Annotated in this window: 20 protein-coding genes and 1 tRNA gene; 11 read left to right on the plus strand and 10 right to left on the minus strand. The window is 67.9% G+C overall.

Translation table 11 applies throughout. The features are described from left to right. Positions 1-67 precede the first annotated feature (67 nt). Positions 68-733, plus strand: coding sequence for a GAP family protein (locus tag ACFTWF_RS08775; protein ID WP_378460846.1), 666 nt, complete (start codon positions 68-70; stop codon positions 731-733). Here the strand turns inward: ACFTWF_RS08775 and ACFTWF_RS08780 are convergent. Both ACFTWF_RS08780 and ACFTWF_RS08785 read right to left on the minus strand, forming a co-directional pair. Then, the gene (locus tag ACFTWF_RS08780) at positions 680-1,585 is read right to left on the minus strand and encodes a hypothetical protein (protein WP_378460907.1); all 906 of its coding nucleotides are present in this window, start codon (positions 1,583-1,585) and stop codon (positions 680-682) included. The two genes, ACFTWF_RS08775 and ACFTWF_RS08780, sit on opposite strands and share 54 nt — an antisense overlap. An 81-nt stretch (positions 1,586-1,666) precedes the next feature. Next, a complete protein-coding gene (locus ACFTWF_RS08785) occupies positions 1,667-2,605 on the minus strand; it encodes a formylglycine-generating enzyme family protein (RefSeq protein WP_378460847.1) in 939 nt (312 codons plus the stop codon). A gap of 134 nt (positions 2,606-2,739) precedes the next feature. Here ACFTWF_RS08785 and ACFTWF_RS08790 point away from each other — a divergent pair, with 134 nt between their 5' ends. The 5 genes from ACFTWF_RS08790 to ACFTWF_RS08810 all read left to right on the plus strand — a co-directional run bounded on the left by ACFTWF_RS08790 (position 2,740) and on the right by ACFTWF_RS08810 (position 9,029). Further along, positions 2,740-4,515 (plus strand): multicopper oxidase family protein, encoded by a 1,776-nt coding sequence (locus ACFTWF_RS08790; RefSeq protein WP_378460848.1) that lies wholly within the window; start codon positions 2,740-2,742, stop codon positions 4,513-4,515. 90 nt (positions 4,516-4,605) lie between these two features. Beyond that, complete coding sequence (locus ACFTWF_RS08795) at positions 4,606-5,199, plus strand: TetR/AcrR family transcriptional regulator (RefSeq protein WP_378460849.1); 594 nt, start codon at positions 4,606-4,608, stop codon at positions 5,197-5,199. Then, on the plus strand, positions 5,196-6,686 hold the full coding sequence (locus ACFTWF_RS08800) for a flavin-containing monooxygenase (RefSeq protein WP_378460850.1): 1,491 nt from the start codon (positions 5,196-5,198) through the stop codon (positions 6,684-6,686). Before ACFTWF_RS08795 ends, ACFTWF_RS08800 begins: the two co-directional genes overlap by 4 nt. After that, positions 6,683-8,395 carry an FAD-dependent oxidoreductase gene (locus ACFTWF_RS08805; RefSeq protein WP_378460851.1) on the plus strand — a complete coding sequence of 571 codons (1,713 nt, stop codon included), beginning with the start codon at positions 6,683-6,685 and terminating at the stop codon, positions 8,393-8,395. The genes ACFTWF_RS08800 and ACFTWF_RS08805 overlap by 4 nt, the downstream gene beginning before the upstream one ends. Continuing rightward, positions 8,379-9,029: an acetoacetate decarboxylase family protein gene (locus tag ACFTWF_RS08810; RefSeq protein WP_378460852.1), complete on the plus strand. Its 651-nt coding sequence runs from the start codon at positions 8,379-8,381 to the stop codon at positions 9,027-9,029. Before ACFTWF_RS08805 ends, ACFTWF_RS08810 begins: the two co-directional genes overlap by 17 nt. Before the next feature lie 12 nt (positions 9,030-9,041). On the opposite strand, the gene ACFTWF_RS08815 is transcribed toward ACFTWF_RS08810, so the two are convergent. Both ACFTWF_RS08815 and ACFTWF_RS08820 read right to left on the minus strand, forming a co-directional pair. Then, positions 9,042-9,452 (minus strand): SRPBCC domain-containing protein, encoded by a 411-nt coding sequence (locus ACFTWF_RS08815; RefSeq protein WP_378460853.1) that lies wholly within the window; start codon positions 9,450-9,452, stop codon positions 9,042-9,044. Further along, positions 9,449-9,772: an ArsR/SmtB family transcription factor gene (locus ACFTWF_RS08820; protein ID WP_378460908.1), complete on the minus strand. Its 324-nt coding sequence runs from the start codon at positions 9,770-9,772 to the stop codon at positions 9,449-9,451. The genes ACFTWF_RS08815 and ACFTWF_RS08820 overlap by 4 nt, the downstream gene beginning before the upstream one ends. A gap of 74 nt (positions 9,773-9,846) precedes the next feature. On the opposite strand from ACFTWF_RS08820, the gene ACFTWF_RS08825 reads away from it, so the two are divergent. The 3 genes from ACFTWF_RS08825 to ACFTWF_RS08835 all read left to right on the plus strand — a co-directional run bounded on the left by ACFTWF_RS08825 (position 9,847) and on the right by ACFTWF_RS08835 (position 12,916). Then, entirely contained in the window at positions 9,847-10,293 is a 447-nt protein-coding gene (locus tag ACFTWF_RS08825; protein WP_378460854.1) for a Fur family transcriptional regulator, read from the plus strand. A 53-nt stretch (positions 10,294-10,346) separates the two neighbouring features. Further along, on the plus strand, positions 10,347-11,816 hold the full coding sequence (locus tag ACFTWF_RS08830) for a catalase (protein WP_378460855.1): 1,470 nt from the start codon (positions 10,347-10,349) through the stop codon (positions 11,814-11,816). A gap of 296 nt (positions 11,817-12,112) precedes the next feature. Further along, positions 12,113-12,916 (plus strand): metal-dependent hydrolase, encoded by an 804-nt coding sequence (locus ACFTWF_RS08835; protein WP_378460856.1) that lies wholly within the window; start codon positions 12,113-12,115, stop codon positions 12,914-12,916. A 41-nt stretch (positions 12,917-12,957) separates the two neighbouring features. On the opposite strand, the gene ACFTWF_RS08840 is transcribed toward ACFTWF_RS08835, so the two are convergent. From ACFTWF_RS08840 to ACFTWF_RS08850, 3 genes are all read right to left on the minus strand, one after another. Then, a complete protein-coding gene (locus tag ACFTWF_RS08840; RefSeq protein WP_378460857.1) occupies positions 12,958-13,965 on the minus strand; it encodes an ABC transporter substrate-binding protein in 1,008 nt (335 codons plus the stop codon). A gap of 125 nt (positions 13,966-14,090) precedes the next feature. Next, positions 14,091-14,164, minus strand: a tRNA-Pro gene (locus ACFTWF_RS08845). Between the two features lie 54 nt (positions 14,165-14,218). Next, positions 14,219-15,190 (minus strand): metallophosphoesterase, encoded by a 972-nt coding sequence (locus ACFTWF_RS08850; protein ID WP_378460858.1) that lies wholly within the window; start codon positions 15,188-15,190, stop codon positions 14,219-14,221. Between the two features lie 67 nt (positions 15,191-15,257). Between ACFTWF_RS08850 and ACFTWF_RS08855 the strand changes: the two genes are divergently transcribed. Then, positions 15,258-15,725 (plus strand): GatB/YqeY domain-containing protein, encoded by a 468-nt coding sequence (locus ACFTWF_RS08855; protein ID WP_005248498.1) that lies wholly within the window; start codon positions 15,258-15,260, stop codon positions 15,723-15,725. A 54-nt stretch (positions 15,726-15,779) separates the two neighbouring features. Here the strand turns inward: ACFTWF_RS08855 and ACFTWF_RS08860 are convergent, their stop codons facing one another. Beyond that, complete coding sequence (locus ACFTWF_RS08860) at positions 15,780-18,125, minus strand: penicillin-binding protein (protein ID WP_378460859.1); 2,346 nt, start codon at positions 18,123-18,125, stop codon at positions 15,780-15,782. A 257-nt stretch (positions 18,126-18,382) separates the two neighbouring features. On the opposite strand from ACFTWF_RS08860, the gene ACFTWF_RS08865 reads away from it, so the two are divergent. Then, a complete protein-coding gene (locus tag ACFTWF_RS08865; RefSeq protein ID WP_005248496.1) occupies positions 18,383-18,706 on the plus strand; it encodes a WhiB family transcriptional regulator in 324 nt (107 codons plus the stop codon). Positions 18,707-18,780: 74 nt separating this feature from the next. Here the strand turns inward: ACFTWF_RS08865 and ACFTWF_RS08870 are convergent, their stop codons facing one another. Together ACFTWF_RS08870 and ACFTWF_RS08875 are read right to left on the minus strand one after the other, a co-directional pair. Further along, positions 18,781-19,920 carry an ArsA family ATPase gene (locus ACFTWF_RS08870; protein ID WP_378460860.1) on the minus strand — a complete coding sequence of 380 codons (1,140 nt, stop codon included), beginning with the start codon at positions 19,918-19,920 and terminating at the stop codon, positions 18,781-18,783. Next, a complete protein-coding gene (locus ACFTWF_RS08875) occupies positions 19,917-20,933 on the minus strand; it encodes an ArsA-related P-loop ATPase (RefSeq protein WP_378460861.1) in 1,017 nt (338 codons plus the stop codon). The genes ACFTWF_RS08870 and ACFTWF_RS08875 overlap by 4 nt, the downstream gene beginning before the upstream one ends. Positions 20,934-20,965: the final 32 nt, after the last annotated feature.

The raw sequence follows: 20,965 nt of genomic DNA on the forward strand, positions 1-20,965 counted from the left end.
CCACTCACGTGGGGTTCACCCGGCACGTGCGAGGCGGGGCCGGCGCCCCGACCTTACGGTTTCGGACATGGGCTCAGTCATCGGAGATGTGTTACCGCTCGCCGTGGGTGTCGCGATCTCGCCGATACCGATCATCGCCGTCATCCTCATGCTGCTGTCGAAACGCGCGGGCGGTGCGAGCGCGGGTTTCGGTGTCGGCTGGATCGTCGGCATCCTCGTCGCGACGGGCATCTTCCTGCTCCTGTCCGGTGGCATCGACACGGCCGACTCGGACAACCCGTCCGCGATGTCGTCGTGGGTGAAGGTGGTCCTCGGTGTGCTGCTGCTCCTGCTCGCGGCGAGGCAGTGGAGAAGCCGCAACGCGAACGCGGAACCGCCGAAGTGGATGCAGGCCATCGACGAGCTGAACTTCGTGAAGTCGACGGGGCTCGGATTCGCTCTGGCCGCGATCAACCCGAAGAATCTGCTGTTGTGCGTGTCGGCGGGCGTCTTCATCGGCACCGCGAACATCAGCGGCGGTGAGCAGGTGGTGGCCCTCGTCGTCTACACGCTGCTGGCCGGGTCGTCGGTGCTGGTCCCGGTCGTCGCGTACGCGGTGGCCGCCGACAGGATGCGCGGCACCCTGGACGGCCTCAAGGTCTGGTTGCAGGCCAACAACGCAACGGTGATGAGCGTGCTGCTACTCGTGATCGGGGCCGTCGTCCTGGGCAAGGGATTCGGCGGCCTGTTCTGACGCGACCGCGCCGGGACCGCGGAGGTAGCGTCCGACGTAGCCCTCGTCGAGCGCGACAGCCTTGACGATCACCGCGGACCCCACGATCACGACGGACAGGACGAACAGCCAGCTGATCGCGGTGAACACCAGGCCGAGCGACCCGAACTGGTGTTGTGCGGCGGCGGTGATCCGGGGCAGGACGAGCCGTCCACCGGTGTGCAGGATGGTCAGGGCAGCGGCGGTCAGCGCCCCAGTGGCCCAGAGCACGCGACCCCTGAGGGTGCCCATCGTCAGCAGGTACGGGCTGAGCGTCCATACGACCATCCACACCGCGAACTCCCCGGCGAGTGCGAGAGGCGGTCCGATGAACCGGACGTTCGTGAGTTCGCTGGTCAGGCCGATCGCGGTTCCCGACATCGCGACGGTGAACAGGACGACCAGCCACCGCCAGGCGTCCCGGATGTTGATCGACGGGATGTTCCAGATCTTGCCGTAGATGCGGGCGAGGGCCCGGGCGAACGACGTGCCGCTGATCGCGATCATCAGCAGACCCACCACACCGAATGCCGCGAAGGAGGGGTCGGTGGTGTCCACGGTGCCGGACGCGGACGACAATTGCGAGGGGTCGAAGCCGAACTGGGTCTTGATGGTGCGGGCGGTCACGTTCCAACTGCTGAGCGTCGAGGCGGCGATCATCACGGGGAGGACCGACGTGAAGATCCTCGCGGCGAGTGTCATCGACCGGTCGACGAGTTCGATCTCGATCAGCCCGTCGATGACACGTCGAACCGTGCGGCCCGGGGGTGTGCCCTGCAACCAGCCGTTGGCCGTTTCGGTCCGCGCGATCAGCGCTTCCCGGGCCAGCGCCACGGACAATTTGGTGGATCGCACATGTCGAGCGAACACCGGTCGGGCGCACGTGTCTTCATCCCCGTGAGGTGAGAACGACGGTCACGGGCGGATGATGCACCGGAACCCGATGTGGCACGTCGACGTCTCCTCGGTGTCACCCTGCCGTGCCGCGGGCCGGTAGCGGAGGCAGTAGTTGGGCGCGCAGAGGTGCGAGCCGCCCTTGATCACCCGGCGCGGATACGGTTCGTCCGGGTGCTCGACGCGCGCCGTGTCGACGCGCGGGTTGGCAGGGATGCAGCAGGAACTGGCGGGTGCGACGTTTTTACCACTGGCGGAGTGATCCGCGGTGAAGTAGTCGGTGGTCCATTCCCACACGTTGCCGGCCATGTCGCTGAGTTCGTACCCGTTGGGCCGGAAACTTCCGACCGGCGACGTCCCGGCGAAGCCGTCCTCGAGGAGGTTCTCCCACGGGAACCGCCCCTGCCAGACGTTGCCGCCGGGTCGCCCGCCCGGTTCATGCTCGTCGCCCCACACGAACGGCTTCCGATCCAGCCCGCCTCGCGCGGCGAATTCCCACTCCGCCTCGGTGGGCAGGTCCTTGCCCGCCCACTCGGCGTACGCCTGCGCGTCGAACCACGACACGTGCGTGACGGGATGGCGTTCACGTCCGCCGACGTTGCTGCCCGGACCTTCCGGATGCCGCCAGTCGGCGCCCGGTGTGAACGACCACCACCGGGTGACGTCGTCGAGGGGCACCGGTCCGGGCGGCGGGGTGAAGACCAGCGAACCGGGTACGAGCAGCGTGGGATCGGCTCCCGGGTACTGGGCGGGGTCGGGGGCGATCTCGGCGGTGGTGACGTGACCGGTGGCCTTCACGAAGCGCCGGAATTCGGCGACGGTGACCTGGTGCGAGTCCATCCAGAATCCGTCGACCGTCACCTGGTGGGCGGGGCGTTCCTCGGGGTAGAAGTCTTCCGAACCCATCCAGGACGTGCCCCCGGGGATCCACACCATGTTCTTCGGAACTGCACGAGTCATGAGGTCAGACTCGCACGACGGCGGCCGCAGTGGGGCGGGACGCCCCCGTAAACCCGGTGCGAGCGGCGGCGGTTGGGGTACCGTCGGCTACTCGAGTCGCAACGTTGGCCGCATCGTGCAGGGGGCTCCGCCGGATGGATGGACGAATTCCGCGTAGGTCGTTCGTTCGTGGGCTCGCGCTGACGGCCGGTCTCGGCGCCGTCGGGGTGGGGTCGGCGAGCGCCTACCCGTTCGGGATCGATCCGTTGCGGCCGCTCGTGTTCTCGTCGCCGCCGCTGCAGCCGTTCCGGGAACAGTTGCCGGTGCTGCCGATGCTGGGCGGGAGCGCCGTCGAGGTGCACGCGAACAGCACGACGCACGTGTTCCACCCCGACCTGCCTGCCTCCCCGGCCCTCGGATACGGCGGCATGGACTACCTGGGTCCGACGATCGAAGCGCACGTCGGACAGCGGACGACGCTCACCTACCGCAACGACATCACGAGCAACCCCCTGGCCGCCGACGTCGACACGAGGATCCACGGCGTCACCGACCAGGACCGCACCCAGGTGCCGACGTCGCTGCACCTGCACGGCGGTCGCACGCCCCCCGAGTTCGACGGGCATCCCGAGGACATCATGCGGCCGGGACAGCAGATGGTGCACGAATTCCCGAACCGGCAGGACGCCTGCGCGCTCTGGTATCACGACCACGCGATGGGCGTCACCCGGCTCAACATCTACGCCGGGCTGGCCGGCCTGTACCTCCTGCGCGACGAGTACGACACCGGTCGGGCCGGTAACCCGCTCGGCCTGCCCTCGGGTGAGTTCGAGCTCCCGCTGGTGCTGCAGGACAAGAACTTCACCGACGACGGACGGCAGAGCGTCCGCTCCAACCCGCTGAATCCGCAGGGCAGCTGGGAGGCCGCCACTCCCGGCGACGTCGGCGTCGTGAACGGCAAGGTGTGGCCGGAAATGTCCGTGGCGCGGGGACTGTACCGCCTGCGGATGGTCAACGCGGCGTCGTTCAGTGTGTGGAATCTGTTCTTCGAGAACCGGATGAGGTTCTGGGTGATCGGCGCCGAGGGCGGGCTGCTCGACGCGCCGGTCGCCACCGACCACGTCCGGCTCGGCCCCGGTGAACGGGTGGACCTCCTCGTCGACTTCGGGGCGCTCGCACCCGGCACGACGGTGGAGCTGCGCAACGACGAACCGATTCCGGCGCAGGTCGCGCAACGCGGCGTGCAGATCATGCCGCGGTTCTGCCGGTTCCGGGTGGGGACCGCCGCCGGGTTCACCGGCGGTGTGCCGGAGACTCTGCGGGGCGGAAGCCGCGGTCCCGCCGTCCTCGCGCCGCCCGCGCAACCGTCGGTCGTGCGGAATGTGTCGGTGATGCAGCTCGCGGACGGACCCGGCCAGCCGTCCCCGCTGATGTCGCTGAACAACCTCCGCTACACCACCGACGACATCGAGATGCCCCGGCAGGGCACCGTCGAGCAGTGGAACATCGTCAACGTCACGCCCGAACCACACCCGATTCACCTGCACCTGGTGACGTTCCGGGTGATCGGACGGCAGGCGATCGACACGAACGCGCTGATGCAAGCCGTCCCCGTCCCCGCGATCGGGATGCGGTGGACACCGTCGGCGGATCCGTTCGCCGTCGGGCCGAACCTGGCGCCGCAGGTGTGGGAGTCGGGGTTCAAGGACACCGTGATCGCGGATGCGAACTCGATCACCCGGATCATCGTCCGGTTCCCGACCGCGGATGAGCTCGGCTTCGACCCCGACGCGACGTTCGGGATGTCCGGGGGCATGAGTGGGCACGACCACGGGTCGGGTTCGCATCCCCTGCAGGGGTACGTGTGGCACTGCCACATGCTCGACCACGAGGACCACGACATGATGCTGCGGTACCGCCTCGTGCCCTGAGGCCCGTGAGTACTTGTTAACCGCCCGACGTTAAGAAGTACTCACGGCAACTTAAAGTCAGTCTGGACTGTTTTCTTTTTTCCGCCTACAGTGCTGGGTGTGACACCTGACACAGCAGTAGTCAAACCGACCCGCACGCAGGCCGAGCGGACTGCGGCGATGCGCACGAAACTGCTCGACGCGGCCGTCGACTCCCTGGTGGAGTTCGGATATGCCCGCACCACCACGCAGGGCATCGCCCGGCGGGCGGGGGTCTCGCGCGGCGCCCAGCTGCACCACTTCCCAACCAAGGAGTCACTGGTCGTGGCCGCGGTCGAGCATCTCGTGGACAAGCGGATGGAGGAGATCCTCGCCGCCGAGGTGGACGCCGGCCGGGGCGTCGAGGTACTCGCGGACGCCTTCTCCGGTCCGCTGTTCTACGCCGCGCTCGAGTTGTGGGTGGCCGCCCGGACCGATCCGGCGCTGTACGAGGCGACGGTTCCGCTCGAGCGGAAGGTCAACGAGGCGCTGCGCCACGGGTCGGCGGAGGTGTTCGGCGATCGCTTCGACGCCGACGCCATCGAGCTCAGCATCGAATTGGTTCGCGGTCTCGCGGTGTCGGCGCTGTTCCGCACCGCCGAGGCCGAGCAGTCACTCCGCGCGCGGCTGCTGCCCGTGTGGGAATCGAAGATGGAGAAGTCGTGAATCTTCCACAGCATGTACACACCCTGATCGTCGGGGCGGGTTTCGCCGGCATGGGGCTGGCGGCACGCATTCTGCAGACGCAGCCGGACGCCGACGTCCTGATCATCGAGCGCGGGCAGGATGTCGGGGGGACGTGGCGCGACAACACCTACCCGGGTTGTGCCTGCGACGTCCCGACGTCGTTGTACTCGTTCTCGTTCGCGCCCAGCGCCGACTGGAGTCACACGTTCGCCCGCCAGCCCGAGATCCAGCGCTATCTGAAGAAGGTGGCCGTCGACACCGGCGTCGGAACTCGCGTGGTGACCGACTGTGAACTGCAGGAAGCGCACTGGGACGACGCCGAGGCCCTCTGGACCGTCCGGACCGGTCGTGGAACGGTGACGGCGAACGTCGTGGTTGCCGCGACCGGCGCGCTCTCGACGCCCAGCGTGCCGGACATGCCGGGGCTCGAGACGTTCGGCGGCACCACGTTCCACTCGGCCACGTGGAACCACGACCACGACCTCGCGGGGGAGCGGGTCGCCGTCATCGGCACCGGCGCGTCGGCCGTGCAATTCGTCCCGGAGATCGCCCCCGTGGCCGAGCACGTGACCGTGTTCCAGCGCACGCCTGCCTGGGTGATCCCGCGCCTCGACCGCGAGCTGTCGCTGGCCGAGAAGAAACTGTACCGTCGACTTCCGTTGGTGCAGAAGGCTGTCCGGGCATCCGTGTACAGCTTCCGGGAGGCTCTGGGTGGGGTGCTCGCGCATGCCACCGGGTTGCTGCCCGTCTTCGAGGTGGTGGCCCGGGTTCATCTGCGACGTCAGGTGCGTGATCCAGAACTCCGCAGGAAGCTCACCCCGAATTTCACGATCGGCTGCAAGCGGATGCTGCTGTCGAACGACTGGCTCCGGACCCTCGACCGCCCCGACGTCACGCTGGTCGACGCGGGACTCGCCGGGGTCACGCAGGACGGCGTCGTCGACGCGACCGGACGGGAGCACAAGGTCGACACCATCGTGTTCGCGACCGGCTTCACCCCGACGGAACCGCCTGTGGCGCACGCGTTGCGTGGCGTCGACGGCCGCACCCTCGCCGAGCACTGGGGCGGCAGCCCGAGCGCGTACAAGGGGACCACCGTCGCCGGGTTCCCCAACCTGTTCCTGATGTACGGCCCCAACACCAATCTCGGTCACAGCTCCATCGTCTACATGCTCGAGTCGCAGTCCGCGTACGTCGCCGACGCGCTGGAGGCGATGCGTCGCAGCGGGATCGCCGCTTTCGAGGTCACCGAGGAGGCGCAGCGCCGGTACAACACCCGCATCCAGTCCGACCTGCAGACCACCGTTTGGAACAAGGGCGGCTGCTCGAGCTGGTACTACGACTCGGAGGGCCGGAACTCGGTGCAGTGGCCGACCTTCACCTGGAAATTCCGCTCGCAACTGCAGCGTTTCGACCAGGAGAACTACGTGTCACGACGCGGGGCCGCGCGGGAGACCGTCGCATGACGCATTACGACGTGGTCGTGGTCGGCTCCGGGTTCGGCGGCAGCGTCGCGGCACTGAGACTCACGGAGAAGGGGTACCGGGTCGGCGTCCTCGAGGCGGGCAGGCGCTTCGAGGACGACGAACTGCCCGAGACGAGCTGGCGGTTGCGTCGCTACCTCTGGGCGCCCCGGCTGGGCTGCTATGGCGTGCAACGGATTCACCTCCTGCCCGACGTCCTGGTCATGGCCGGGGCCGGGGTCGGAGGCGGATCGTTGAACTACGCGAACACGCTGTACCAGCCGCCGCGCCGCTTCTTCGAGGACAGGCAGTGGGCGCACATCACCGACTGGCAGTCCGAGCTGGTCCCGTACTACGAGCAGGCGAAGCGGATGCTGGGTGTGACGGCCAATCCGTCGTTCACCCCCGCCGACGCCGTCATGCGCGAGGTGGCCGAGGAGATGGGCGCCGGCGCGACGTTCACGTCCACACCGGTCGGCGTGTTCTTCGGCGAGCCGGGTGCGACGGTCGCCGACCCGTTCTTCGGAGGAGCGGGGCCCGACCGCACGGGATGCACCGAATGCGGGAGCTGCATGACCGGGTGCCGGATCGGCGCGAAGAACACGCTCGTCAAGAACTACCTCCACCTCGCCGAGAAGGCCGGCGCACGGGTGCATCCGCTGACGACGGTGACGGAACTGCGGCCCCGGCCGGGCGGCGGTTACACGCTGCGGACCCGCCGCACCGACGGGATTCGCAAGCGGGAGCGCACGTTCACCGCCGACCAGGTGGTGGTCGCGGCCGGCACGTACGGCACCGCGCGGCTGTTGCTGGCGATGAAGGAATCCGGCGCGCTGCCGCGGTTGTCACCGCGGCTGGGGTCGGTGGTGCGCACCAATTCGGAGGCCGTCCTCGCCGCCACCGCGAAGAACCGTGCCACCGACTTCACCCAGGGTGTGGCCATCACGTCCTCGTTCCACCCCGACGACCACACCCACATCGAACCCGTGCGGTACGGCAAGGGCAGCAACGCGATCGGGCTGCTGCAGACCGTCCTCAGCGACGGCGGCGGCAGAACACCGCGGCTGCTGAAAACGGTCGGCGTCGCGATGCGTCGTCCCGGGGCGTTCCTGCGCAGCCTGTCGGTGCGGCACTGGTCGGAGCGCACCGTGATCGCGCTCGTGATGCAGACCGACGACAATTCGCTCGAACTCGCGAAGGGGAAGGGCCGCCTCGGTCGCGCGGTCACCAGCCGGCCCGGACCCGGAGATCCACCGCCCGAATGGATTCCGCAGGGGCACAAGGCTATCCGCAAGGTGGCCCACCGGATCGGGGGAGACCCAGGCGGGTCGTTCGCCGACGTCGTGAACATTCCGATGACCGCGCATTTCCTCGGGGGCTGCGTCATCGGGGACTCACCGGACACGGGTGTCGTCGACCCCTACCTGCGGGCGTACGGACACGACGGCTTGCACGTGGCCGACGGGTCGGTGGTGAGCGCCAACCTGGGCGTCAATCCGTCGCTCACCATCACCGCCCAGGCCGAGCGTGCATTCGCGCTGTGGCCCAACAAGGAAGAGCCCGACCCTCGACCAGCGCCAGGCAAGCCATACGTACGTATCGAACCGACTCCGCCGCGGAATCCGGTGGTCCCCGATGACGCCCCGGGCGCACTGCGGCTCCCGCTGACCGTGATCACCCGAAGGGAGACAGTCGATGTGGAGCGTGCCTGAATCGCACACCGACCGGGCGGACTGGCCCGCGAGCTCACCGCCCCCGTGGCCGGCGGGGGTGCGCGCGACGCTCTGGTGGCACCGCAGCACCGACACCGCTCGGGTGCTCGGGCCCGGCGGCGCGACCGTGCCGCTGACCCTGGTGATGGTGGTCGACTACCTGGACTCACCCGTCGGTCCCTACCGCGAGATCCTCGCGAGCCCGGTACTGCGGGCGCCGGGTCGCCGCACCGGCTATCTCCCGCGCATGGCGGTGCCGTTCATCGCGGTCGATTCGGACCCGTCTGTGCACGGCGGACGGGTCCACTGGGGTCTGCCGAAGGTCCTGGCTGAATTCGGCGGCGACGTGCACGGCGCCTTCGCGGCGTCGGCCGAGTCGTGGCGCGTCACGACGAGTACTCGGCCGCGCGGGCCGCGGCTACCGATCGCCGGGGCGCTCGGATTCGCGCAACCGGCCGAGAACGGACACGGGCTCGTGACGGCGTCGGCGCGGCTGCGCGGACATTTCCGGTACGCCCGCGTCGACGTGCGAGCCGAGGGTCCGACCCTGGCCGCATGGCTGAGGCCCGGCAACCACCACGGCATCGTGATCACGGACGGCCGGATGACCACCGGCCCCGCGCGTAGGCGCTGACGTCTCGGCGCGCTACCCGATGTCCGCGGCGACGCCGGCGAGGCGCGGCAGCACCGTGTCGCGCCAGCCCGGACCCATCCGCTCGAACGCGTCGCGACTGCGCTTGTCGTCGAGGTCGAAGCCGGAATGTTCGAGGAATAGGCGGGTGCCGGTGCCCTCGGGTGTGACGGTCCAGGTCAGCGTCCAGTTCTCGGTGAACGTGTAGACGAAGCGCCGTTCGACTTCGACCTCGATCACCTCGCAGGGCACGGAACCCCAGCCGGGCATGTCCAGGTGGAACCGATGCCCGACCGTCGCGGCGATGTCGCCTGCGGCCCACCATCGGGCCAGCAGTTCCGGCTCGGTCAGGGCCCGCCATACCGCCGCGGGCGTTGTGGCGATGAACTGGTCGACGGAGATCACGGTGGTGGTGCGGTCGGTCACGAGTCCTCCTCGAGGATGTCGGCGAGTGTGCGCAAGCGGCCGTGCCAGAACCGCTCGAACGGATGCAGCCAGTCGCCCACGTCGGCGAGTGGCTGTGCGGTCAGGTGGTAGTGCCGTTGCCGTCCGGAGGGTTCGTCGCGGACGAGCCCCGCCTTGCGGAGCACCTGGAGGTGTTCGGCGACGGCGGGACGGCTGAGGTCGAACCGGCCCGCGAGGTCGCCTGCCGTCCGGGGTCCGTCGGCCAGAATTTCCAGCAGACGACGCCGCACGGGGTTCGCGAGGGCGAGGAAGACGTCGTCGTCGGGCACGACCCTGACAATATGTCGGAACTTTCCGACACGTCAAGGCGGATCCTTTTCTTGACTAATTCCAAATAAGGGCAATACTGGAACACATGCGACACGACACGGATCCCCGAGCGCAACTGCGCGCCGCGGGCCTGCGTGTCACTGCCCCGCGAGTTGCAGTGCTGAATGCGGTTGCCGTACAGCCGCATTCCGACGTCGACGACATCGCGGCCGTAGTTCGCGGCGAGCTGGGTTCGGTCTCCACCCAGGCGGTGTACGACGTCCTCAAGGCGTGCACCGCCGCCGGCCTGCTCCGCCGAATCGAGCCCGCGGGTTCGCCCGCACGGTTCGAAACCCGTACCGGAGACAACCACCACCACCTCGTGTGCCGCAGCTGCGGGACCGTTGTGGACGTGGACTGCGCAGTCGGCGAGGCACCGTGCCTCGACCCCTCGCAGGCCCACGGTTTCGAGATCGACGAGGCCGAGGTCGTCTTCTGGGGGCTCTGCTCGCAGTGTCAGAGCGGAACCGGGTCGGCAGCAGCCCTGACCTGACCCGTCCGTCCCCACTGATACACCCTCATCCGATGCAACCTGGAGGCTTTGCCATGCCTGAAACACAGCGCGCGACCACCACCAACGCCGGAATTCCCGTCGCCAGCGACAACGAATCGCTCACCGCCGGACCTCAGGGTCCCATCCTCCTGCACGACCACTACCTCGTCGAGAAGCTCGCGCAGTTCAACCGCGAGCGCGTCCCGGAGCGCGTCGTCCACGCCAAGGGCGGCGGCGCATTCGGCGAACTGGTGGTGACCCACGACGTGAGCCGCTACACCAAGGCCAAGCTGTTCCAGCCCGGCGCGAAGACCGAGTCGCTGGTGCGCTTCTCCACCGTCGCCGGCGAGCAGGGCAGCCCCGACACCTGGCGCGACCCGCGCGGATTCGCCGTGAAGTTCTACACCGAGGACGGCAACTACGACCTCGTCGGCAACAACACACCGGTCTTCTTCATCAAGGACCCGATCAAGTTCCCCGACTTCATCCACTCGCAGAAGCGGCTGCCCGGTTCCGGTCTGCGCGACCACAACATGCAGTGGGACTTCTGGACGCTGCGGCCCGAGTCCGCGCACCAGGTGACCTGGCTGATGGGTGACCGCGGAATCCCGAAGACCTGGCGGCACATGGACGGATTCGGCTCCCACACGTACCAGTGGGTCAACGCCGAAGGCGAACGTTTCTGGGTGAAGTACCACTTCAAGACCGACCAGGGCATCGAGTTCCTCACCCAGGGCGAGGCCGACACCCTCGCGGGCAACGACCCCGACCATCACCGCGCCGACCTGTACGACACGATCGCCCGCGGTGAGTTCCCCAGCTGGACGCTGAAGGTCCAGATCATGCCCGTCGACGAGGCCGAGGGCTACCGGTTCAACCCGTTCGACCTGACGAAGGTGTGGTCACAGAAGGACTACCCGCTGATCGAGGTCGGCAAGTGGACCCTCAACCGCAACCCCGACAACTTCTTCGCCCAGATCGAGCAGGCGTCGTTCGAGCCGTCGAATGTCGTTCCGGGCATCGGCTTCTCGCCCGACAAGATGCTGCTGGGCCGCGTCTTCTCGTATGCAGACGCACACCGGTACCGCATCGGCGCCAACTACGCGCAGCTGCCCGTCAACGCGCCGAAGAACCAGGTGAACTCGTACTCGCAGGACGGCGCGATGCGGTATGTCACCAACTCGCCCGAGACCCCGGTGTACGCGCCGAACTCCTACGGCGGCCCGCACGCCGACGCGTCACTCGCGGGCGACGAGGGCCTCTGGGCGTTCGACGGTGAGTCGGTGCGCGCCGGCTACATCGAGCACCCCGAGGACGGCGACTTCACGCAGGCGGGCACGCTCGTCCGTGAGGTCCTCGACGACGACGAACGCGACCGCCTCGTGAGCAACATCGTCGGTCACGCACTCGGCGGTGTCAGCGAGCCGGTCCTGCTCCGCGTCTTCGAATACTGGAAGAACGTCGATCCCGACCTCGGTAAGCGAGTGGAAATCGGTGTACGGGAAGGGCAGAGCCAGGGCTGACTCCGGTGGTGGGGCAGGCGTCAGAGCAGGCCCCACCAATAGATCAGACAGGCGAGAACGAACACGACCACAGTTTCCATTTTCGACCCTCCTCCCTTCGCCCGACTGCACGCAGTCGCACAGTTCCATCATCCACCATGCGCTTCGCACCCGTGAGTACTTGTTAACCGCCCGCGGTTGAGAAGTACTCACGGGGGTGTGACGGATGTGTCGGATGTTGTTGCTAGGTTGGGCGGTGTCAGGACACCGGCTCGGATGACCGTGTCCCGTGTCGGGGTCGAAAGGTGCTGTCTTCCATGGTGATGGGTCCTACCCATGCAATGTCCGGTGCGGCCGTCGGTCTAGCGGTGGCAGATCTTCTGCCCCTCGACTGGGGCGGGCCCACCTCGACGGCCGAGACCTTCACGTTCGCGGCGGTGTGCGCCGGCGCGGCGCTGCTCCCGGACCTCGACACGAGCCAGTCCACCGTGTCGCGCTCGTTCGGTCCGGTCAGCAGCGTCGTCGCGAAGGGTGTCGACGCGGTGTCGCTGGGTTTCTACACCGTCACCAAGGGCAGCCGCGACGGCAAGCGGCGCGGCGGGCACCGCACGCTCACCCACACCGCGTTGTTCGCGGCGGGGATCGGAGCGGGCGTGTCCGCGCTGGTCGTCCAGTTCGGCAAGCCGGCCATCATCGCGACGCTGTTCGTCTGCCTCGGGCTCGCCCTTCGCGGGCTGGCCGGGGAGCTGGCCAAAGAGAAAGGCTGGCTAGCAGTTTCCGCGGTCGCCGCCGTGCTGTCCGCCCTCACGTGGCAGTCGTATCCGACCGTGGCCGGCTCCACCGGACTCGGTGTCGCGGTGGCGCTCGGCTGTGTCACCCACTGTCTCGGGGACGCCATCACCAAGGAGGGCGTCCCCTTCCTCGCCCCGTTCCTCACGCTCGGCAAGGAACGGTGGTGGGAGTTCCGGCTTCCGTCGTTCCTGTCCATCCGGGCGGGCGGGCCCTTCGAGAAGGTCGTGCTCGGGCCCGCCCTCACCGTGGCCGTCGGATTCATGGTCATCTGGGCCATCGACGGTGCGCCGCAGGCAATCTACGACGCGTTCATGCCCGTGCCCAGGTAACTCGGCGACTCGGTGACTCGGTAACTCTGCGACGCGGTGACTCAGGCCGCGAGCATGTTCTCGAGGTCGTCGAGGACGAGCATCGCGCCGGTGGGGCCGAGGGCGAGGAACCAGGTCTCGTCACTGACGTGCACGGACTTGCCGTCCTTCACCGCCTGCATCTGGTTCCACAGCGGGCCGCCGACCACGGTCGACTCGTCGGTGGTGTCGGGCGCGCCGTAGCTGGAGTAGAAGATCCGGTCGGCGTCGGCCTCCCCGATCGTCTCCTGGCTCACCTCGACGGCGAGTTCGTCGACGTTCTGCACGGTCGGCCGCGGCAGCCCGACGTCGTTCAGGATGACGCCGATGAACGACAGGTTGCCGTACAGGCGGATCTTGCCGGACATGAACCGCACCAGCGAGATCGTCGGTGCACCGGTGATCGACTTCCGGACCTCGTCGGCCCGGGACTGGTAGGCGTTGAGCACGTCCTCCGCCTTGGCCTCCTCGCCGAGGGCGTCCGCGACGAGCAGGAAGTTCTCCTTCCACGGGAAACCGGGGCGGATGCCGAACACGGTCGGAGCGATGGACGACAGCTGCGGATACAGCTTGTCGGCGCGCAGTTTGCTGCCCAGGATCAGGTCGGGATGCAGCGCGGAGATCGCCTCGAGGTTCAGGTTGTTGGTGGTCCCGACGTCCGGCACTCCGGACAGCTTGTCGGCGAGGTAGGACGGCTGTCCTGCGGCGCTTTCCGGGCTGGCCAGTCCGACGGGCGTGATCCCCAGGGAGAGCACGTCGTCCAGTTCGCCGCCGTCGAGGACGATCACCCGTTCGGGCTTCTTCTCGATGACGGTCTCGCCCAGCGCATGGGTGATGGTCCGGGGGAAGATGCCGGGTTCGGCGTCGGTGCCGAGCTTGGCGGTCTGGGCGTCGGCCGTGGCGAACAGCCGACCGCCGGTGGCGACGTCGGCGTTGCCGGCGGACGAACCGGTGTCGGTGGTGCCGCAGGCGGCGAGAAAGACGGTGGCCAGGGCAACCAGCCCGGCGCGTACGTAGAGCCTCGAAGACATGAGGTGAGGCTAGCCTGAGCTGCCGGGCGGATGCGTGCGGGGTCCGTTGCAACGGCAAGGCCGCACCATGCAGAAGAGGCCTCGACCGGCGAACCGGTCGAGGCCTCTTCTGGTGTCTCACACTGTCGGGGTGGCGGGATTTGAACCCACGACCTCTTCGTCCCGAACGAAGCGCGCTACCAAGCTGCGCCACACCCCGTGTTGAACCTCGGCTAGCTTACATTACGTAGCCAGCCACCATTAAATCCCCTGGTCAGTTGCGTATAACAGTGCTCTCCGACGACTCCGTGCGACCGCGGGCGGCGTCGGTGTCCGAGCCGTCGCGCTGGGCCGGAACCAGTGTCAGGAGCGTCGCCTCGGGGCGGCAGCAGAACCGGGCAGGCGCCCACGGGGATGTCCCGATTCCGGCGGACACGTGCAGTTGGGTGTGCGCACCCCACTTCGACGGACCCTTCACCCGCGAGCGGTCGATGTCGCAGTTGGTGACGAGCGCGCCGTAGAACGGCAGGCACAACTGACCGCCGTGCGTGTGACCCGCCAGCACCAGGTCGTATCCGTCGTCCGCGAACCGGTCGAGCACCCTCGGTTCGGGGGAGTGGGTGATGCCCAGGCGGAGATCGGCCAGCGGGTTGGGCGGACCGGCGATCGTGTCGTACCGGTCGCGCTTGAGGTGGGGATCGTCCACGCCGGCCGACGCGATCCGAACCCCCGACACCTCGAGGTCGCGGCGGACGTGCGTGACGTCGAACCAGCCGCGCTCGGTGAACGCGGCCCGCAGATCGCCCCACGGCAGCGGATCGCCGAGAACACGCTTGTGTTCCTTCCGGAAATACTTGAGCGGGTTCTTCGGCTTCGGCGCGAAGTAGTCGTTGCTGCCGAAGACGAACAGCCCGGGCCGGGCGAGCAGATTCCCCATCGCCTGGACCACCGCGGGCACCGCCCGCTGGTGCGACAGGTTGTCGCCGGTGTTCACGACGAGGTCGGGGTCGAGGTTGTCCAGTTCGCGCAGCCAGTTCTGCTTCAGCCGCTGTCCGGGCATCATGTGCAGGTCGCTGATGTGCAGCACCCGCAGCGTCGACGACCCGGGTTCGAGCACCGGCATCGTGACTTCACGCAGCGCGAACGCGTTGCGTTCGATGAGCGAGGCGTAGCCGATGCCGAGGGCGGCGGCACCCGCCGTACCCAGGGCGGCGCGGGTCAGGTTGGCACGGAACTCGTCAGACACCCTTCCAGGATACTGATGGGCGCAATCGAGGTGCAGTGTCCGAATCGGGGCGCGTAGCGTTTCGCCCATGCCAGATTCACTGAAAGCAAGACTGCGCTCCGACATGACGGCCGCCATGAAGGCCAAGGATTCGCTGCGCACCGCCACCATCCGCATGCTGATGGCCGCCGTGCAGACCGAAGAGGTCTCCGGCAAGGAAGCTCGTGAACTCACCGACGACGAGGTGCTCAAGGTCCTCGCGAAGGAGTCGAAGAAGCGCGGCGAGTCCGCCGAGATCTACACCGAGAACGGTCGGGGTGAGCTGGCCGCGCAGGAGCGCGCCGAGGCTCAGATCATCGACGAATACCTCCCGACCCCGCTGACCGACGCGGAACTCGTCGACGTCGTGGACACCGCCATCGCGCAGGTGGCCGAGGAGATCGGTGAGCGTCCCGGGATGCGTCAGATGGGTCAGGTCATGAAGGCCGCCGGCGCGCTCGCGGGCGGCAAGGCCGACGGTTCGCGGCTCTCGCACGCGGTGAAGTCCCGCCTCTGACCCGCAGGTGAGTGGGAAAGTGTGCCCCCGCACGCTTTCCCACTCACGTGGGGGTTATCGAGGTATGGGCGGCAGCTGGATCGGCGGCAGGCCGGGCAGCTGGATGGGCGGAACGGGGATGCCCTGAGCCGGTGCCTGCGGGGGAGCGGCCTTCACCGATCCGTCGCTGACGTAGATCGTGATGGTCGACCCCGGAATGGCGGAACCGGACGGCGCAGCGCTAGTGACCGTGCCCTTGGTCGCCTGCGATTCGGTGGTGACGGCGTTCACGGTGAACCCCGCTCCCTGCAGACGGGACGTCGCGGCCGACTGGCTCAGCCCGGTGACGTCCGGAACCTGGCCGTTCTGCGAACCGCGCACGTACTTCTGATCGAGCGGCGGCAGCGTCGTCGGTCCGAAGTTGTTGGCGACCGGATTCAACGCGGCGAACCACGTCTGGGCCGGCTCGTTACCGCCGTAGAGATTTCCGTCACCACAGGGCCGCAGGGGACCCGAGCAGATCTCGCCGGGCGTCGGCGAGTCGCCGAACACGTAGACGGCGGCGGCGAAGTTGTTGGTGAATCCGAGGAAGCCCGAGGACATGTGGGCCTCGGTGGTACCCGTCTTGCCCGACATCGGGAGCGTCCAGCCCGCGCTGCCCGCCGCGCCGGCGGACGTGCCGCCGGCCTTGTCGTCCTTGCTCATGGCGTTGGCGAGGGTGTCCGCGAGACCGGGCTCGACCACCTGCTCGCACGCCTGCTGCGTGACCGAGACGGGTTTGCCTTCCCGGTCGAAGACGGAGTCGATGGGGGTGGGCGGGCACCACTTGCCGTGCGATGCGAGCGTCGCGGCGACATTCGACAGTTCCAGGGGGTTGACCCAGGTGGGCCCGAGGGTGAACGAACCCAGGTTCTGATCCTTCTGGAAGTCGGCCATGCTGCGGTCGTCGAATCCGGACGTGCCGGGCTCCGCGTACGAGCGCAGACCCAGCCGTACCGCCATGTCGACGGTGGGCGTGACGCCGGTGGCCTGGATGAGCTTGACGAACGCGGTGTTCGGCGACTGCGCGAGCGCGTCCGTCACCGACAACGCGGGCGGGTACTTGCCCGCGTTCTCGACGCAGTACGTGGACGCCGGGCAGCCCCGCGCACCACCGCTACCCATGCCTTTGGCCTCGAACCGCCCGGGGACGTCCAGGATGGCGTTGGTGCCGAGCCCCTTCTCCATGGCCGCGGCCGTGGTGAAGATCTTGAAGATCGACCCGGCGCCGTGCCCGGCCAGCGAGTACGGCTGCGCCTGGACGGTCTCGTTGGCGTTCGCGTCGAGGCCGTAGGTGCGGCTGCTGCCCATCGCGAGAATCTTGTGCGAATCCTGGCCCGGCTGGACCACGTTCATGACGTTCGCGATGCCGTCGAGGTTCGGGTCCGCCTTCGCGCTGAGCGCCGCCTTGGTGGACGCCTGGACCGCGGGGTCGAGCGTCGTCTTGATCAGGTAGCCGCCCTTGTCGATCTGCTCGCGGCTGATGCCGGCGTTGGCCAGGTACTGCAGGGCGTAGTCGCAGAAGAACCCGCGATCGCCGGCGGCGATGCACCCGCGGGGCAGGCGGTTGGGCTCCGGCAGCACGCCGAGGGGTGTCTCCTTGAGCTGCCGAAGCTCGGCCGCCCGCTCGGGGATGCTCGAGATCATCGTGTCGAGAACCACGTTGCGGCGCTCGAGAACACCCTCGGGATTGGTGTACGGGTTCAGCGCAGAGCTCGACTGCACCATGCCCGCGAGCATCGCGGACTGCTGGGTGTTCAGTGCGGACGCGTCGATGCCGAAGTAGGTCTGGGCGGCGTCCTGGATGCCGAAGGAGGCGTTGCCGAACGGAACCAGGTTCAGATAGCGGGTGAGGATCTCGTCCTTGGTGAGTTCCTTGTCGAGCGTCAGCGCCATCCGGATCTCGCGGATCTTGCGGGCGGGCGTCGTCTCGATCGCCGCGCGGCGTTCGGCGTCGGTCTTGGCGACGACGAGCAGCTGGTAGTTCTTCACATACTGCTGGTCGAGCGTGGACGCACCCTGCTGGACCTCACCGCTCGTGGTGTTGGTCAGGAAGGCGCGCATGGTGCCCTGCCAGTCGACGCCCTTGTGCTCGGGGAATCGGCGGTCCTCGACGGAGACGATGGCGAGCTTCATCTCGTTCGAGATCTTGTCGCTCGGGACTTCGAACCGCCGCTGGTCGTACAGCCACGCGATGGGATTGCCCGCCGAGTCGACCATCGTCGAGACCGCGGGAACCGTTCCTTCGACGAGTTCGGCGGACACGTTGTCGACGGTGTCAGCCGCCCGGTTGGAGGCGTAACCGAACCCGCCGGCAAGCGGAAACATCACGCCGGCGAGGAGAACACCAGCCAGGGCGGAGGATCCTGCGAGCTTCCCCACTGTTTTTGCAATCGACACGATCTACAGACTACGTGGGGTCTGAGGGTGCGCTGGTTGGGCGCAGAATTCGGCCAGGAAAATGCCCTGAGCACGGGGTATGGACGGGCGTACCAAAAAAGCGTGTTCTTCGTCTTGCGCGTTGCGGTTTCTTTACCTAAATTGTTGGAACAGTGTGATGGAGATAACACCCCATCGCTTATGTGGTGCAGCCTCGGCGTGATAAGCGCTGGCTGCGCAGACTCGAAGAGGGGAAACGAATGCACATGACCACCCCAACCAGCCGTCTGGACGTCGAGCAAGCAGAAGCGCGAATCGCCTGGGTCACTCAGGCCCGTTGCCGGGAAGTCGATCCCGATCAACTCTTTGTACGCGGCGCAGCACAGCGCAAGGCCGCAACCATTTGCCGGCATTGCCCGGTACTGATGCAGTGCGGAGCCGATGCACTCGACAATCGGGTCGAGTTCGGTGTGTGGGGTGGCATGACGGAACGTCAGCGCAGGGCGTTGCTCAAGCAGCACCCAGAGGTGGAATCATGGTCCGATTTCTTCGAGGCTCAGCGGCAGCACCAGTCCGCCGTCTGACGTTCGGACACTGACTCACAGCAGGACAGTAGGTAAGCACCAAACGGGTGACCGGTTCTCCGGCAGCGAGCTGATCAGCTCGTGCGGGTGAGCTGGTCGCCCACCGCCCTCAAGGCCTCGAGGTCCGACACCTCGAACGGCAGGGAGGGCACGCCGACGATCGGCACCCGAGGGTGGGCGGCCGTGAAGCGGCTCAGCAGTTGGACCTCACGCTTGGCGATCACCGCCCGATGGGCGTGGATCCGCAGCACGGCGGCGGTGAGGGGGTCTTGGTCCCCGAGTTTGTCGGCGGCAGTGACCGCGTGATCGGCAGACAGGGAACTGAGAGTGGGGTGCGTCCGATTCAGGACGAGGCCCGCGAGCGGCATCTCGTCGCCCGCGAGCCGGTCGACGAAGAACGCCGCCTCCCGCAGGGCATCCGGTTCGGCCGCTGCGATCACCAGGAACTTGGTTCCCGGCTGTCGGAGCAACTCGTAAGTGCGCGTGGCCCTTTCGCGGAATCCGCCGAACATCGAGTCCAGTGACTGCACGAAACTCGAGGCGTCCGACAGCATCTGACTTCCCACGATCGTGGAGACGCCGCGCAGCGCGAGCCCCATCGCGCCGGTGACGAGCCGGGTGAGGCCGCGGCCGGGGGCGGTGAGCAACCGGATCATGCGGCCGTCGAGGAAGGCGCCCAGGCGCTGGGGTGCGTCGAGAAAGTCCAGCGCGTTGCGGGACGGCGGCGTGTCGACGATCACCAGATCCCATTCGTCGCTGGAGGCGAGCTGCCCCAGCTTCTCCATCGCCATGTACTCCTGTGTTCCCGAGAACGAGGTGGCGACGGTCTGGTAGAAGGGGTTCGCGAGAATCTGCTCCGCCTTCTCCGGGGTGGAGTGCTCGATCACCATCTCGTCGAACGTGCGGCGCATGTTCAGCATCATGGCGTGCAGTTCGCCCGTGGCGCCCGGTCCCAGCTGCACCGGTTGCGGCGAGTTGTCGAGTTCCGCGACGCCGAGGGCCTGCGCGAGTCGGCGCGCCGGGTCGATGGTCAGCACGACCACCTTCCGACCCTGTTCCGCCGCGCGCAGCGCCAGCGACGCGGCCGTGGTGGTCTTGCCGACGCCACCGGCCCCGCAGCACACGACGATCCGCGTGGCCCGGTTCTCCAGAATTCCCGCGACATCCAGTGCGGCGGCGGTGCGGCGGCGCTCGTGTTCAGCTGTCTGCGTCATCGGACACCCTGTTCCGTCAGATACTCCGCGAGCTCGTACAGCCCGCCCAGGTCGACGCCGTCGGCGAGCGACGGCAGATGCAGTCGCGCCCCGTCCACTTCGGCGAGCTGTCCCGCACTCTCCTCCTGCGCCTCGAGGACCGACGCGTGCTCGATCGTCTCGGTGAGCAACCCCGCGAAATCGTCCTCGTCGAGGGTGATCCCGCCCGTGCGCAGTCCGGCGCGGATGGCCTCGGCGTCGATCCGGCCCTTCGCGGCGTCGGCCAACGTCTCGGCGGGCAGGAACTGCGGGCTGGTGCGGTTGACGACGATGGTGCCGAGCCGCAGGTCGGCGTGGGCCAGTTCCACTGCGGCGTCGGTGGTCTCCTGCACCGGCAGCGCCTCGAGCAGGGTCACGAGGTGGACGACGGTCTCGTCGGAATGCAGCAGACGCACCACGCCCTCACTCTGCGAGCGCACCGGACCACCCTTCGCGAGGTCGGCCATCGCCTTCGTCACGTCGAGGAAGTTGCCGATCCGCCCGGTCGGCGGCGCATCGACGACGACGGCGTCGTACACCCGCTTGCCGGACTTGTCGCTGCGCACCACGCATTCCTTGATCTTGCCGGTCAGCAGCACGTCCCGGAGGCCGGGCGCGATGGTGGTGGCGAACTCGATGGCACCGAACTTGCGCATCGCGCGGCCGGCGAAGCCGAGGTTGTAGAACATCTCGAGGTATTCGAGGAAGGCGGTCTCGATGTCGATGGCCAGCGCCATCACCTCCCCACCCCCCTCGGCGGCCGCGACCTTCGTCTCCTGCGGCGGGAGCGGGGGCACGTCGAAGAGCTGGGCGATTCCCTGCCTGCCCTCAACCTCCACCAGCAGGACGCGACGCCCGCCTTCGGCCAGGGCGAGCGCCAACGCGGCGGCCACCGTGGACTTTCCGGTGCCGCCCTTGCCGGAGACGAAGTGCAGCCGGGCCCGTGCAGCCTTCTCGGGCCACGCGGGGGTGAGCTGGTCTGGGGATGCAACCACGGGTCGAGCCTATAAGTCTGGGAGGCGGGATG

The sequence above is a fragment of the Rhodococcus sp. NPDC056960 genome, from assembly GCF_042674125.1.
Lineage (GTDB): Bacteria > Actinomycetota > Actinomycetes > Mycobacteriales > Mycobacteriaceae > Rhodococcus_F.